The following is a 15344-nucleotide window of genomic DNA, read 5'->3' as shown; positions in this document are numbered from 1 at the left end:
GGATTATCATGATGAACCGCGAACAGACATTGGACGGGCTTCGCCGAAGCCCGAAGGTGGACGTGTGCGTCCTTGGCGGCGGCATCAACGGTCTCAGCGTGTTCCGCGAGCTGGCGCTGCAGGGCGTCAACGTGCTCATCGTGGAAAAGGGCGACTATTGCTCAGGGGCCAGCGCCGCACTCTCGCGCATGGTGCATGGCGGTCTGCGCTACCTGGAAAACGGCGAGTTCAACCTCGTGCAGGAATCGCTCGCCGAGCGCGACCGATTGCTGCGCAATGCGCCGCACTATGTCGCCCCACTGCCGACCATGGTGCCGATCTTCGATATCTTTTCGGGGCTCGCAAACGGCATCGTGCGCTTTGTGGGGCTCACCCGCCGGCCGAGCCGCCGCGGCGCCGTTGCCATCAAGGCCGGCCTGAGCATCTACGATTTCCTGACGCGCAAGCGCGCCCTGATGCCGCGCCATCAGTTTCGCGGTCGCAGAAACACGCTTTCGAAATGGCCGGCGCTCAACCCGGCCATCCGCAACTCCGCCACCTATTATGATGCGTGGGTTAGTCACCCCGAGCGCATCGGTATCGAGCTCCTGCATGATGGTCTCTTGGCCGGCCCGGGCGCCAGCGCCTTGAACCATGCGACGATCGAACATGTACGGACTGGGGAATTTCTGCTGCACTGTGGGATCTCGGGCGAAGCCCTGGCAATCAGGCCGTCACTCGTCGTCAATGCGACCGGCGGCTGGATTGACATCGCCAATGGCGCCCTTTTTCCTGAGGCGGCTCGTCCCGCACCGTTGATCGGCGGCACGAAGGGCTCGCACCTCATCATCGACAATGCGGGCCTTCGCGACATGCTCGACGGCCACATGATTTACTACGAGAATGAGGACGGGCGCATCTGCATCCTCTTTCCTTATCTCGGCAAGGTGCTTGTCGGCTCGACGGATATCCGCGTGGACGACCCGGGACAGGTGCGCTGCGAGGCCGACGAGCGGGACTATATCCTGCAATCGCTCGCCTTCGTGTTGCCGGGTGTGCGCATCCGCCAGGAAGAGATCGTCTTCCAGTTCGCAGGCGTGCGCCCGCTGCCGGCAAGCAGTGACAGCTTTACCGGCCGCATCCCGCGTGACCATTATTGCACCGTTCTCGAAAGCCGCGACGGCGGGCCGCCGGTGTTGTGCATGATCGGCGGCAAGTGGACGACCTTCCGCTCCTTCGGCGAGCTCGCCGCCGATATGGCGTTGGAACGGCTCGACCGGAGCCGCCGCCTCGATACGGCCGAGCGCACTTTCGGCGGCGGACGCGGGTTTCCGATAGATCGTCGCGGCTGGATTGGCGACCTCTCGGGTTCGACGGGCCTTTCGCTCGAACGAGCCGCAACGCTCTTTGAGCGCTATGGCACCGATGCAAAGGACGTTGCCCAATTCATCGCCGCGGGAGCGGATACCCTCTTGCCTCATGCCGGCTACAGCGCCCGCGAACTGCTGTATCTCATCCGCACGGAGGCGGTCGAGTATCTGGACGACCTGCTCCTCCGGCGAACGACACTTGCCATCACCGGTGAGCTTTGCCTCGACATGACCGAGGTCGCGCTCGACCTCCTGGCCGAGGAGAAAGGCTGGCCGGCGCAGCGCAAGGACGAAGAGCGTACCCGTTTTCTCACCCTCATGCGCGAGCGCCACGGCGTCGCGGAGGCAACCCTTTCGGCAAGGAACAAACAAAGGAGTGAACCATGCGAGACAACCGCAAGATCCGGATGAACCGGCTGTTCGGCAACGGCCGCTGCCTGGACGTGGCGATCGATCACGGCGTGTGCAACGAACCGTCCTTCCTCGATGGACTGGAGAACATGCCGGCGATCGTGAAGGCGCTGGTCGATGCGAAGCCGGATGCGATCCAGATGAACTACGGCCAAGCCGACCTGCTGCAGGACGTTGCCGGCAAGGAGAAGCCGGCGCTCGTCATGCGCATCGATATGGGCAACCCCTATAACCGGATCCGCCATCGCCACATGTGGGCGGTGTTGCAGAACGAGGCGGAGCCGCTGATCGGCGCGTTGCAGATGGATGCCGCCTGCGTGGTGGTCAACCTGTTCATGCTGCCGGACGAGCCGGATCTCTTGCGCCAGTGCGTGCACAACATTTCTCGCGTGCGGGCAGACTGCGAAAAATACGGCATGCCGCTGATGATCGAGCCGCTCGTCATGCAGCCGGTCACCGAACGCGGCGGCTACATGGTCGATGGCGATGCCGACAAGATCGTCACGCTGACGCGGCTTGCCCGTGAGATGGGCGCAGACATCGTCAAGGCGGATCCGACGATGAATACGGACGATTTTCACCGCGTGGTCGAGGCGGCGCGCTGCCCGGTCCTGGTGCGCGGCGGCGGCAAGGAAGACCTGCGCGCCGTGTTCGCCAAGTCCGCCGCCTTGATGCGGCAAGGGGCGGTGGGGATGGTCTATGGGCGCAACATCTATCAACATGCCAACCCGAGCGCCGTGGTGCGCGGGCTCATGGCGATCGTGCACGAGGATGCGAGCAGCGAGGACGCCTTGGCGCTCTATCAGCAGGGGTGAAGGCGTAACCGAAACCTGGGAGGGTTGCGAATGGGAGACTATCTTTTGGGGATCGACGCCGGCAACACCGTCATCAAGGCGGTGATCTTCGACCGGACGGGGCAGGAACTGGCGCATGGCGCGCAGGAGGGCCACAGCAGCATGCCATATCCCGGCCATGTCGAGCGCGATCTCGACGAACTCTGGGCCAATGCCAAGCGCGTCATCCGCACCTGCCTGGACAAGGCGGGCATCGCCGCGACCGATATCGCCGCAATCGGTTGTGCCGGCCATGGCAACGGGCTTTATGCGCTCGACAGGAACGGCGAACCGCTCCTTGGCATCCAGTCGCTCGACACGCGGGCGACAAGCCTCGTCGAAGAATGGGCGATCGAAGGCGTCGGCGACCGGACCTATGAGATCGGCCGCCAACGCCCCTGGCCCTCGCAGACGCCAACGCTTCTTGCCTGGCTGAAGCGCCACAGGCCGGAGCTCTTCGAACGTATCGGCACGGTGTTCTTCTCCAAGGATTTCGTCGTCAACCGTCTGACGGGCCGTCGTGTCAGCGAGGTCTCGGACATGTCGGGCGCCGGCCTCCTCGATCTCGCCGCCCGCCGTTACGACCGTGCATTGATGGCTGCCTATGGGCTGGCAGACTGCATGAACCTCTTGCCGCCGCTCATCGAAAGCGCTGACATCGCTGGCAGCGTGACGGAAGAGGTCGCAGCGCAGACCGGGCTTGCAGCCGGCACGCCAGTCATCGGCGGGTTGTTCGACGTCATCGCCTCAGCGCTCGGTTCGGGCGTCTCGCGCACCGGCAGTGCCTCGATCATCGCAGGCACGTGGAGCATCAACCAGGTGATCATCGATCGCCCCGCCCTCGACGGCCCGGTCTTCATGTCCTCGACCTTCGACCGCAGTCGTTACATGGCGATGGAAAACAGCGCGACCTCGGCCGCCAATCTCGAATGGCTGGTGCGCGAGTTCTTCGTGGGGGAATATCAGGATGGCCTATCGCCCTTCGACGGCTGCTGCGCTTTGGCGGCTGCGATCGAGCCGGCGCCCGACGATCCACTCTATCACCCCTATCTTTACGGTGCCCAGCAGGACGGACATGCGCGGGCGGGCTTTTATGGAGTTGCTGGCTGGCATGGCAAGGGGCACCTGGTTCGCGCCCTACTGGAAGGCGTCGCCTTCGGACATCGCCAGCACATCGAGACGATCCGCAAGGCGGGCGCCATCTTCGACGAGGCCGTCCTGTCGGGCGGCGGATCGCGCAGCCGCCTGTGGCCGCAGGTATTCGCCGACGTGCTGGATATGCCGGTTTCTGTCGCTGTCTCCAGGGAAACGGGCGCATTGGGCGCGGCGATTGCGGCAGGAACGGGCGTCGGCCTCTTTGCCAATTTCACGGAAGGGGCGAATGCCATGGTGCGGGTGGAACGGCACTACAGGCCGAACGATGCGCTGACGGCGCATTACAACAGGCGCTATGGGCTTTACAGGGACATAGCAGAAGCGATGACCCCACTCTGGCGGCGGCTTTCGGTAACCAAAGGCCAGGTGGCGGGAGCTGCGGCATGACCATGCATAGCACCGAAATGCCGGTGGACGAAGGCAGCTACGATTTCATCGTCGTCGGTGCCGGCTCGGCCGGATGCGTCCTGGCAAACCGCCTGTCGGCTGACCCGAAGAACCGGGTCCTGCTGCTCGAAGCCGGCGGCTCGGATCGCTACCACTGGGTTCATGTGCCGATAGGCTATCTCTATTGCATGGGCAACCCGCGCACCGACTGGATGATGAAGACGGCCGCGGAAGCCGGCCTCAACGGCCGCGCACTGAACTATCCGCGCGGCAAGCTGCTCGGGGGCTGCTCGTCGATCAACGGCATGATCTATATGCGCGGGCAAGCCGCAGACTACGACGGTTGGCGGCAGGCCGGCAATGTCGGGTGGGGCTGGGACGACGTCCTGCCCTATTTCTTGAAGTCAGAAGACAATTATCGTGGCAAGTCCGCGACGCACGGGGCCGGTGGTGAATGGCGCGTCGAGCGCCAGCGCCTCTCCTGGCCGATTCTTGACGCCTTTCGCGACGCGGCGGAAGAACTCGGCATTCCCAAGACCGGCGACTTCAACGGCGGTGACAACGAAGGCTCGGGTTATTTCGAGGTCAACCAACGCGGCGGCCTACGCTGGAACACAACAAAAGCCTTCTTGCGGCCGGCGATGAAACGCACGAATCTGCGCCTGCTCACAGGGGCCGAAACCGAGCGACTTGAATTCGACGGAAAGACAGTCACCGGCGTGCGCTTCCGGCATCGCGGCCGCCACTGCGTCGCTCGCGCATCCCGAGAAGTCGTGCTGTCGGCTGGCGCGATCAACTCTCCGAAGATCCTGGAATTGTCGGGCGTCGGCCGGCCGCAGGTGCTCTGCGCCAACGCCATTCCCGTCCATCACGACCTTCCGGGTGTAGGAGAGAACCTTCAGGACCATCTTCAGATCCGCACGGTCTTCAAGATTGAAGGCGCGCGCACACTGAACCAGCTCTATCACAGTCTCTTCAGCCGCGCCGGCATGGGCTTGCGATATGCCATCAGCCGGTCCGGTCCACTCTCCATGGCGCCGAGCCAGCTCGGTATCTTTGCCAAGAGTGATCCGGCCGTCGCGACGGCCGATCTCGAGTACCATGTCCAACCGCTTAGCACCGATCGGCTCGGCGAGCCGCTGCATCGCTATCCAGCCGTAACGGTGTCGGTCTGCAACCTGCGGCCCGAAAGCCGCGGCACGGTGCATGTGACGACGCGCGACGCGGCGCTGCCGCCGGAAATCCGCCCGAATTATCTTTCCACTGCCGGCGACCGGATTTTGGCGGCACGGTCCATCCGCCACGCGCGCAACCTTATGAAAGCGAAGGCGCTTGCGCGCTTCCGGCCGCAGGAAATGCTTCCCGGTGGGGAACACGACAGCGACGAGGATTTGATCCGCAGGGCAGGCGACATCGCGACGACCATCTTTCACCCGGTCGGCACGTGCAAGATGGGGCATGACACTTTGGCAGTGGTGGATCCGACGCTGAAGGTGCGCGGGATCGACAGGTTGCGCATCGCCGACGCTTCTGTCATGCCGACGATTGTCTCCGGCAACACGAACTCGCCAGTGATTATGATCGCGGAGAAGGCATCGGAAACCATTCTGAAGCAGCTTTGAGTCTTGAAGACGTGCTTGAGATGGCGCTTGGTGATCTCGCTTATCACCGGTGAGGTCACCGCGCTCGGTCCGCAGATCCAGGTGCCGGACGCTTGTCCGGCACCTGCCCCACAATGGTGAGATCGGGCTTAAGCGGCTGCCTCGGCCTCGATCTGATGCATATTGCCCTGACGAGGAGCCGTCTCGTCTGTGATTTCGATGCGGTGGGGCTTCATCTCCTCGGGGATTTCGCGTTTCAGATCGATCGTCAGCAGACCGTCGACAAGCTTAGCCGCCGTGACCTTGACATAGTCGGCAAGCTCGAAGCGTCGCTCGAACGCTTGGCTTGGAATGCCGCGGTGCAGGTACTGCTTCTCGTCTTCGTCAGCCTTCTCACTCGTCACGATCAGCATGTTCTGCTCGTGCGTTATGGTCAGCTCTTTTTCCGAGAATCCGGCCACCGCCATGACGATGCGATAGTCGTCCTCGCCGGACTTCACGATATCGTATGGAGGCCAGTTTTCGGCCGGCGCCATACGGTTCGCAGCCTCAAGCGCGTTCAGCATTCGGTCGAAGCCGACGCTCGACCGGAAGAGCGGAGAGAAATCAAACGTGCTTCTCATAGCCATATCCTCCTTCGAAGCAACATGGATACAAGGAAGCGCCAAGTCCACGACGTTCTTGACGCCTGCTTGACTCAGCCGGCCCCATCATTGGGCGACCGGGCTCTATGAATCTAATTCAAAGACGGTGGCATACAAGAGGAGGTGTGATTAATGTGTCGCAGAATTTATGGCGAGCTAGCTTGGTCGAAATCGAGCCGGCGGATATGACCTTGCCGCGCTGGCGGACCTCTTTTCCTTCGAGGTTCAGAGCCTGATCAGCCACCATGACTGATTACCGAACCCGCTCGTCGATGAGCTTAAACCCGAGAGTTGCCTCGTGCTTTTCTGGCCGCAGACCCGATGTCATGCACGCCGCAAGCTGCCCTGCCGGCGGTGATCCTGCAATCGCCAATGCGATGGCTCCGCGTTTTTCAAAAAGCGCCTGAAATACCGACTATGAGCGACTCTTTCATTGTGGAATATCGTCAACGCTGCACTTTCCGGTCGTTGTCGCACCACAAGAGGACATTGCCCGAAAGAGGGTCCGGCATTGCATTGCAAACGGCCACCTCTTATCTTTTGGCCATCAACCAGATAATCGCGCAGCGCGCGGCTTGCGTCATGATGACGTCGATAATCCGCGAGTTAAGGGTCTGGCGAGATTTTTCGCCCCTGTGCTGCCAGGGTACTCGATTGAATAAGACAAGCATTGCTGCGGCGCCTGCGGCCATGAAGCCGCGCGAGCGCGGTGAGGTCGTCGCTCGGGGGCAACAACTGGAAGCCGCAGCCCTGCCTTCTCACGCGCAGTTAACTGGAACTCGGGCCTGAGATTGACCACAATGATAAGGAAAGAAGGAGATGCAGGTGATCGTCAGAGACAACAATGTCCACCAGCATCTTCGCAGGTGGAAAAAGAAGATGCACCTCGGCTATCGCCATATACCGATCGTCGTCCGTAGATGATCTTGGCCCCGGCGGCATATGGAGCCGGCAGCCCGCACCGTGAAAGGTCGAAGATGGAAGAACTGCGCAGCATAACAATCTCCAACGAGCGGCTGGACGATTGCCGCGATGTTGTCGAGCCTGATCTGCAGGATCTGATCCGCACCACCATTGCTTCCGGCTTCTCGGCCGAGGAGGTCCTGATTGCGATCAGCGAACTGGTGGCGGAAGATTTCGCCGCAGTCGTCAAAACGCCGTGTGTCCACTGACACGCCGGCGAGGAACTGATCATGAGCATTTCGCAGCAAGCGGACTTGTTTGGCCAAGCGCAGCCGCGACTGCCTGAGGGCTTTGGCTACCAACCAGCCGTCGTTCCGGAGACGATCCAGTCGGATCTGCTTCGCGAGATAAGGGAATTGCCGTTAAAACCCTTTGATTTTCATGGGTTTGAGGGCAAGCGAAGGATCATTTCCTATGGCTGGAAGTATGACTTCGATACCGAACGGGTGAGGCGTATTGGCGAGGTCCCGTCGTTCCTTTTGCCCGTGCGCTCCCTTGCGGCAGCTTCCGCCGCTATCGAACCCGATCAATTGCAACAGGCGCTGATCACCGAATATGCGCCGGGCGCGCCGATCGGTTGGCATAGAGACAAAAAGGTGTTCGGCAGGGTCATCGGTGTCTCATTGCTGTCGCCATGTACTTTCAGGCTGCGGCGCCGCGCCGGCTCGAACTGGGAGCGTGTCTCGGTGATCGCCGAGCCGGGTTCTGTCTATCTGCTGTCGGGTGCCGCCCGGAGCGAATGGGAGCATTCCATCCCGCCTGTCGAGCAGCTTCGCTATTCCGTTACCTTCCGGGAGATCGGCTGACGAAATCGTGCAGGTTGCCGGTACGGTCGATGTTCTGGTTGGCCTTGCAATCTTGAACAGTCGCAGACGACTCCCAATATCAATTCGTCAGGATCATTGGTGGCATGAAAGGAGGAAAAGATGCCGCTCAACGATGTTCCATGGACTCGGCCGGTAAGGATCCGGCTGCAATGCGGTTTGGAGCGGACATTTACAGGCGCTTACGACGCGTTGGATTTTCTCGAGAACGAATGGCCACTGCGCCACGGAGAGCGCCATGAACGGGCCGTGAAGACATGCCGGGGTGCGCTCAACGGCACTATTGCCGCTGTGATCGCGCGCGAAGCATTTCTGGCCGCCTGTCACGAAGCGGGCATGCCTGCCGTCATGGTTCCGTTGAACAGAAAGCCGGCCATCCATCCGGTTCGGCCAGCACGTGTAGCCGTTGTCTAGGACATGGGCCAGCCTCGTCTTTGAAGAGGCGAGGCCTCCCGTGGCCCGATGATGAGCGCTACCATGGAACTTCCAGCTGCCAATCGGCATTCCGCTGTCGGACGCTGTTTTCGGGACCAACCATGGCCAATGACAAACTATCGACCTATCGGTCGAAGCGCGATTTTCAAAGGACGGCTGAGCCAAGCGGCGAAAAGCGCATTGCCGGCAGCAATCGTCCTCGTTTCGTCATCCAGAAGCACGACGCAACCCGTCTTCACTACGATCTGAGGCTTGAGCTCGATGGGGTTTTCAAGTCCTGGGCGGTCACCAAAGGCCCGTCTCTCGACCCTCATGACAAGCGGCTGGCGGTCGAGGTGGAGGACCATCCACTGGATTATGGCGATTTCGAAGGCACGATCCCGAAAGGCCAGTATGGCGGCGGTACTGTCATGCTGTGGGACCGCGGCTATTGGAAACCTGAAGGAAAGAACAGCCCGAAGCAAGCTCTGGCAAAGGGCGACTTCAAATTCACCCTGGACGGCAAACGCCTGCATGGCGGCTTCGTGCTGGTGCGCATGGGTAACGATCGCGAACGTGGTAAGCGAACCAACTGGCTGCTGATCAAGCACCATGACGCGTTTTCGGTCGAGGACAATGGCGCGGCTATCCTGGAGGAGAATGACACCTCGGTCGCCTCCGGCCGAACAATGGAGATGATCGCAGCTGGCAAGGGGCGCAAGCCAAAACCATTCATGGTCGCAGGAGGCGACGTCCAGGCTGATGCAGTCTGGGACAGCCATCGAGGGCTGGCCGCCGAAGAGCGAAAATCAGATGTACGGGCCGGCAAGGGGTCGGTCACGCCTGTCGACCTGCCTGATTTCATCGCTCCACAGCTCTGTCAGACCCTGGAGCGCCCCCCCGTGGGCAAGGGCTGGATCCACGAAATCAAGTTCGACGGTTATCGGATCCAGATGCGGGTGCTGGACGGCGAGGCGACATTGAAGACCCGCAAGGGCCTCGACTGGACGGACAAGTATCGCGAAATAGGCAAGGCGGCATCTTCTCTGCCCGATTCGATTATCGATGGTGAGATCTGCGCCCTTGACGCGAATGGTGCGCCCGATTTCGCCGCTCTCCAAGCGGCGCTTTCGCAAGGCAGAACAGGCGATCTCGTCTATTTCGCATTCGATCTTCTCTATGACGGCGGTGAGGATTTGCGATCTCTTTCGGTTGTGGATCGAAAGGCGCGGTTGCAGAGCCTGCTGACTGAGGCAGGAGACAGTTCCCGCATCCGGTTTGTCGAGCATTTCGAAACGGACGGCGACGCGGTCCTCAGGTCCGCCTGCAAGCTGTCGCTGGAAGGCATCATCTCGAAACAGGTGGACGCTCCGTACCAATCCGGCCGGACCGAAACCTGGGCCAAATCCAAATGTAGGGCCGGCCATGAGGTCGTCCTGGGGGCTTATGCCAAGGCGAATGGCAAGTTCAAATCCTTGCTGGTCGGCGTCTACCACGGCGACCATTTCGTCTATGTCGGCCGTGTCGGTACCGGATACGGCGCCAAGCAACTGGAAACGCTGCTTCCGAAGTTGAAGGCGCTCGAGACGACGAAATCGCCCTTTACTGGCATCGGCGCGCCGAAGAAGGCGGCGGAGGTCACTTGGCTGAAGCCCGAGCTGGTGGCGGAAATCGAATTCGCAGGCTGGACTGCCGACGGTCTTGTCCGCCAGGCTGCCTTTAAGGGGCTGCGCGACGACAAACCGGCCAAGGAAATCGAAGCCGAACGGCCGGCCAAGCCTTCAAAAGCCGAGGTGCCTCGGCCGGCGTTGGCTCCGGAGTCGAGGTCGACGCGGCGCAAGGGCGTCAAGGCCGATGTGATGGGCGTGCTGATTTCCAACCCGGACAAGCCGCTATGGCCGGATGCAGATGACGGGGGCCCCATCACAAAGGAAGAGCTGGCCCGCTATTACGAAGCCGTCGGCTCCTGGATGATCGACCATCTCAAGGGACGGCCCTGCTCCATTATCCGCGCACCCGACGGGATCGGTGGCGAGCAATTTTTCCAGCGACATGCCATGCCGGGCACCTCGAGCCTCCTCGAACTGGTCAAGGTCTTCGGTGACAAGAAGCCTTATCTGCAGATCGACCGGATCGAGGGTTTGGCCGCCGTCGCTCAGATTGGTGCTGTCGAACTGCATCCTTGGAATTGCGAGCCGCATCAGCCGGAAGTGCCGGGGCGGCTCGTCTTCGACCTCGATCCTGGTCCTAACGTCCCCTTTTCCACAGTCGTTTCAGCAGCCCGAGACATGCGCGACAGGCTTGAGGAACTCGGCTTGATCAGTTTCTGTAAGACAACTGGCGGCAAGGGCCTTCATGTGGTCACTCCGCTTGCCATCAACAAACGCAAGCCGCTCTCTTGGCCGGAGGCGAAAGGGTTTGCACATGCCGTGTGCCAGCAGATGGCGCGCGATAATCCCGAGCTCTACCTGATCAAGATGACCAAGAGCTTGAGGAACGGCCGGATATTCCTCGACTATCTGCGCAATGACCGCATGGCGACGGCGGTTGCACCATTGTCACCACGAGCCCGGCCGGGCGCCACCGTATCGATGCCGCTGACATGGACGCAGGTTAAATCCGACCTCGATCCGAAGCGATTCACGGTCAGGACCGTGCCGGTTCTTCTAGCAAAGACATCGGCTTGGCAGGGCTATTGTGATGGTCAGCGGCCCCTGGAGCAGGCGATAAAACGTTTGGGCAAGACAAGAGCCGCCGCTTGAGCGGCATCTGGTCACTCTGCCAAAGATCGCATAGACGGCATGCTTGAGTTGCCGTCATGTTAAAGCGCACGACGGCTGGCTTACGCCATAGCAGATGCATGCTGGCGCGCCGTGCAAGCCAATATTCCAGCTCGCGCTCGAGAAGGGACTTTTCCACATCACTGACATGCCCAAGCCGGTCATCTCGGCGCCGACGGTGGCAGGTCAATCCATCACATCGAAAACGGCCGCGTTGTCCTGAACCTCCCGAAGCCCCTTGTAGGAAGCGTGGCGCAGATAGCGGTCATCTGTCCAGCCGCGAAACTCGATTTCGGCGATCAGTGTCGGCTGCACGAAGACGAAGCGCTTGCCTTTAAGCGGAACCACCGGCTTGTCCGTTTTCAGCTGATCGAGGGTCTTTTTCAAATCCTCGGCACCGCTCCTGGTGAAACCGGTCCCGACCGAGCCGACATAAACCCATTGGAAGCCCTTCTTGCCGGCCAATAGAAGACTGCCAATGCCGCCGCGGGCCGATCCCGATTGTTCGTAGCCGACAATCATGAAGCTCTCACTCTGGACGCACTTGATCTTCAGCCAGTCGCCGGTCCGGCCGCTGCGGTAGGGCCGATTGCGATGCTTTGCTATGATCCCTTCCAGGCCGACCTGGCATGCGTGCGCAAGGAGATCGTCGGCCGGCAGTTCTATCGCTTTTGAAAGGCGGATCGTCCCATTGCCGCTTTGTGGTACCAGGTCCTCAAGAACCTGCCGGCGCACGGAAAGCTCGGTGCGGGTTAGATCGTGTCCGTCGAGGTAGAGAAGATCGAAGGCGTAGAGGACGGACTCGCTTGAGATCCGTTTGCCGCCCCGACCTCCGAGCGAACGCTGCAAGGCGCCGAAGTCCGACCGGCCCTCGGCGTCGAGAACAACGGCCTCGCCATCGAGAATGGCCGTCGTCACCCCAAGGCGCTTTGCCGCCGCGGCGATCGAGGGAAATCGCAGGGTCCAGTCATGGCCGCCGCGGGTAACGATGCTTACGCTCTCTTGTTCGATATGGATCGCGAGCCGGTAACCATCCCACTTCACTTCGTAAAGCCAATCGGGTCCCAGCGGAACAGTTGTCTTCAGCAGCGCCAGACAGGGTTCCACGCGCTGCGGCATCGGATCGAAAGGCAGGTTCGGCTGCTCAGGGTCGCGTTTGCGGATCGGACGCGACTGGAGAGTCGAATGCGACACGTCGAGCAATGGCAACGAGGACCGGCGGGGGCTCCTCATGAGGCTAATGCCTCCCTGAGCGATTTTCCGCTTCGACCGACTTTCTCAAGGCATCCATGATATTGATGACGTTGTTGGGCGCCGGCTCTTCCTTGTTCTTGCCTTTCGCCTTTGTCCTGGCGGGCGCCTTCATCAACTTCTTCTTCGCCTCGATGATGTCGAGGAGCCTGTTCTGGACAGGGTCGGAGGCCATCTTCGGGTTCCAGTGTTGTGTCTGCTTTTTGATGAGTTGCTGGACAAGGGGCATCAATTCATTGTCGGCCGTCTCGTCGTCAATCCTTTCGAAATAGGGTTGGGGGTCGCGCACCTCATCCCCATAACGCAATGTCCAGAGCACGATGCCCTTGCCGCGCGGCTCAAGCATGACAGCGCGTTCCCGCCGGGAGATCACAAGTCTGGAAATACCGACCATGTTCTCGGCCGCCATGGCATCGCGAATGACAGAGAACGCTTCCTGCCCGACAGGATCGTCGGGAGACAGGTAGTAAGGCGTATCGAGCCAGATCCAGTCAACGCTATCGCGCGGCGTGAATACCTCGATGTCTATCGTTTTTGTACTTTCGAGTGCAACATTTTCGAGCTCCTCGTCTTCGAGGATGAGATAGTCGTGCTCGCCTGTTTGGTAACCTTTGACTTCGTCTTCGTCGTTCACCTCTTTGCCAGTGACGGCATCGACATAGTGGCTCACGACACGATTTTGGGTTTGCCGGTTCAGCGTGTGGAAGCGCACCTTTTCATTTTCCGACGTAGCCGGCATCATCTGTACCGGGCAGGTAACCAGCGAAAGCTTCAGATAGCCTTTCCAGTGGGGGCGGAGAGCCATGGTGTTCCTCTTCAATCAGCCAGCGCGGCGCTGGTGGCCGCCACCAGTGCTGGGAGCTTTGGATGCGGCGGCCGGATTGGCTTTTTGTCGGCCTTTACCGGCGTTGGCGTTGGCCGCGGTGCGTTTGCTCTTGGCGGGAGTGGACATTCCGGCACTTTCACGTAGGGCCTGCAGAAGATCGCTCGGTCTGGATGCTGTGGGTGCCTTCTTCTTCGGCAGCGTTCGGCCCTCCATCTTTGCTTTGACGAGCTCGGCCACCGCCTCCTCGTAGCGGTCGTCGAACCGTTTCGGGTCGAACTCGCCCTTCTTGGTGTTGATGATGTGCTTTGCCAGCTCCAGCATCTCGCCTTCAATCTTCAGGTCGGGCATTTCCTCGAACGCTTTTTCCGATGAACGCACCTCGTAGTCGTAATTCAACGTCGATCCAATCAGACCCTTGCCGTGTGGTCGGATAAGGAGAGTGCGAAGGCGCCGGAACAGGACGGTGCGCGCGATCGCGGCGACTTTGGCCCTCTTCATGCCGTCGCGCAGGAGCTTGTAGGCGTCGCTGCCTGTCTTGTCGGGCGCGAGATAATACGGTTTGTCGAAATAGACGTCGTCGACCTCGGTGCAAGGAACGAATGCCTCGACCTTGAGAGTCTTGTCGCTATCTGGAACGGCCGCCGCGACCTCTTCGGGTTCGAGGACAACAAAACGCCCATCCTCGATCTCGAAACCCTTCACCTGCGCCTCGCGCTCCACCGGGTCGCCGGTTTCGCTATCCACGAATTCGCGGCGGACGCGATTGCCCGTCTTGCGGTTCAAGGTATTGAAGGCGATCCGCTCGGAGGACGAGGCAGCCGTGTAAAGCGCCACTGGAAACGCAACTTCACCGAACTTGATGTAGCCCTTCCAATTCGCTCGCGGGGTAACCATTTACGCGGACTCCTGACTCCAATCATCGCGAATCAACTGAATCACTGATCGATTGTTCCGATTCGAATTGAATCGAATTTCAATGACTTAGCCTTGCGCCGCCGCTCGTTTTCCGAACCGGTGCCATGGTCTTGATTCGATGCCTCTTTTTGTCCCGGCGTGCAGTCGAACTGACGGATGAACGCCATGACCAAGCCCGAACCAGTCGGCGCAGGCAGCGACGAACGCTATGTCCGCCGCAATGAAATGGCGTAGTTCAGGAAAGCCACGGCGTCGCCGGCTCGTCCTGCCGATCGCCACCGAACGGCGAAAATCAAAGCGAAGCCTGGGGCTTGCGCCGGGGCGATTGGAAGGTCAAGCACTGACCAGGCTTGCGGACGGGAGGGATGTCATTGAATGTGGCTTCGACCGCTTCCCAGATCATCACGGATTGCCCACCATCATACGGCTAATTGCATCCGGCTCCAGTGCTGAGAACGAAATTTCAAGCGAGAAATTCGCCAGCGGTCAAGGAAAGATGGCTATTTCGTGTTATAGGACGCAATCGGTGAGGTGATGCAAAGCTCTTGGAGGGAGTACAAATGGTGGAAGCCGTCTCCAACAGCCGACTAACTGGCGGTTGCCGTTGCGGTGCCGTTCGATATGAAACGGATCGACCTGTTCATGCCGCGGTCTGCCACTGCGAGGACTGTCGCCGGTCCTCTGGTGCGCCGATGGTCGGCTGGATGGGGGTAGAGGCCGGCGGCTTCCGAATTACCAAAGGCGAACCTCGCGTCTGGTCATCCAACGGCCAAGCGCACCGACATTTCTGCGCAACATGCGGGACAGGCCTTAGCTATGTGAACGAAACCCTTATTCCCGGAATCGTTGACGTGCAAATTGCCACCCTCGACGACCCAACGATGGTTGCCCCTGACATTCAGGTGCAGGTTGCCGAGCGCTTGCCTTGGTCCACGCACATCCACGCGCTTCCAATGTTCGACCGCTATCCGGATTGACGCGGGCGAAGGAA

Annotated in this window: 13 protein-coding genes; 9 read left to right on the top strand and 4 right to left on the bottom strand. The window is 60.5% G+C overall.

All coding sequences use genetic code 11. The annotated features are described in order from the left end of the window. The first annotated feature begins 11 nt into the window (after positions 1-11). From AM571_RS32825 to AM571_RS32810, 4 genes are read left to right on the top strand one after another with little or no spacing between them, the layout of a single operon-like run. Positions 12-1760 (top strand): glycerol-3-phosphate dehydrogenase/oxidase, encoded by a 1749-nt coding sequence (locus tag AM571_RS32825; protein WP_074065715.1) that lies wholly within the window; start codon positions 12-14, stop codon positions 1758-1760. After that, on the top strand, positions 1733-2575 hold the full coding sequence (locus AM571_RS32820) for a class I fructose-bisphosphate aldolase (protein WP_074065101.1): 843 nt from the start codon (positions 1733-1735) through the stop codon (positions 2573-2575). The genes AM571_RS32825 and AM571_RS32820 overlap by 28 nt, the downstream gene beginning before the upstream one ends. Positions 2576-2605: 30 nt before the next feature. Next, positions 2606-4135, top strand: a complete 1530-nt coding sequence (locus AM571_RS32815; RefSeq protein WP_074065100.1) for an FGGY-family carbohydrate kinase — start codon at positions 2606-2608, stop codon at positions 4133-4135. A 2-nt stretch (positions 4136-4137) separates the two neighbouring features. After that, positions 4138-5757, top strand: coding sequence for a GMC family oxidoreductase (locus AM571_RS32810; RefSeq protein ID WP_132659856.1), 1620 nt, complete (start codon positions 4138-4140; stop codon positions 5755-5757). 128 nt (positions 5758-5885) lie between these two features. Here AM571_RS32810 and AM571_RS32805 read toward each other — a convergent pair whose 3' ends face one another. Continuing rightward, positions 5886-6359 (bottom strand): Hsp20 family protein, encoded by a 474-nt coding sequence (locus AM571_RS32805; protein ID WP_074065098.1) that lies wholly within the window; start codon positions 6357-6359, stop codon positions 5886-5888. A 998-nt stretch (positions 6360-7357) separates the two neighbouring features. On the opposite strand from AM571_RS32805, the gene AM571_RS32795 reads away from it, so the two are divergent. From AM571_RS32795 to ligD (AM571_RS32780), 4 genes are all read left to right on the top strand, one after another. Continuing rightward, entirely contained in the window at positions 7358-7552 is a 195-nt protein-coding gene (locus AM571_RS32795; protein ID WP_074065096.1) for a hypothetical protein, read from the top strand. 21 nt (positions 7553-7573) lie between these two features. Next, a complete protein-coding gene (locus AM571_RS32790) occupies positions 7574-8149 on the top strand; it encodes an alpha-ketoglutarate-dependent dioxygenase AlkB (protein ID WP_074065095.1) in 576 nt (191 codons plus the stop codon). Positions 8150-8269: 120 nt separating this feature from the next. Continuing rightward, on the top strand, positions 8270-8581 hold the full coding sequence (locus tag AM571_RS32785) for a DUF982 domain-containing protein (protein ID WP_074065094.1): 312 nt from the start codon (positions 8270-8272) through the stop codon (positions 8579-8581). Positions 8582-8703: 122 nt separating this feature from the next. Then, positions 8704-11343, top strand: coding sequence for a DNA ligase D (ligD, locus tag AM571_RS32780; RefSeq protein ID WP_074065093.1), 2640 nt, complete (start codon positions 8704-8706; stop codon positions 11341-11343). 204 nt (positions 11344-11547) lie between these two features. Here ligD (AM571_RS32780) and ligD (AM571_RS32775) read toward each other — a convergent pair whose 3' ends face one another. Genes ligD (AM571_RS32775) through AM571_RS32765 form a run of 3 tightly spaced genes read right to left on the bottom strand, consistent with a single transcriptional unit; the run spans position 11548 to position 14332 of the window. Beyond that, positions 11548-12594: a non-homologous end-joining DNA ligase gene (ligD, locus tag AM571_RS32775; RefSeq protein WP_074065092.1), complete on the bottom strand. Its 1047-nt coding sequence runs from the start codon at positions 12592-12594 to the stop codon at positions 11548-11550. A 4-nt stretch (positions 12595-12598) separates the two neighbouring features. Further along, positions 12599-13417: a Ku protein gene (locus tag AM571_RS32770; protein WP_074065091.1), complete on the bottom strand. Its 819-nt coding sequence runs from the start codon at positions 13415-13417 to the stop codon at positions 12599-12601. Positions 13418-13432: 15 nt separating this feature from the next. Further along, on the bottom strand, positions 13433-14332 hold the full coding sequence (locus AM571_RS32765; RefSeq protein ID WP_074065090.1) for a Ku protein: 900 nt from the start codon (positions 14330-14332) through the stop codon (positions 13433-13435). Positions 14333-14913: 581 nt separating this feature from the next. Between AM571_RS32765 and AM571_RS32760 the strand changes: the two genes are divergently transcribed. After that, positions 14914-15330, top strand: coding sequence for a GFA family protein (locus tag AM571_RS32760; RefSeq protein WP_074065089.1), 417 nt, complete (start codon positions 14914-14916; stop codon positions 15328-15330). Positions 15331-15344: the final 14 nt, after the last annotated feature.

It is taken from the genome of Rhizobium etli 8C-3, assembly GCF_001908375.1.
Classification (GTDB): Bacteria; Pseudomonadota; Alphaproteobacteria; order Rhizobiales; family Rhizobiaceae; genus Rhizobium; species Rhizobium etli_B.
Note: the sequence above shows the minus strand (reverse complement) of the source record. Positions and strands in the feature narration are given on the sequence as shown.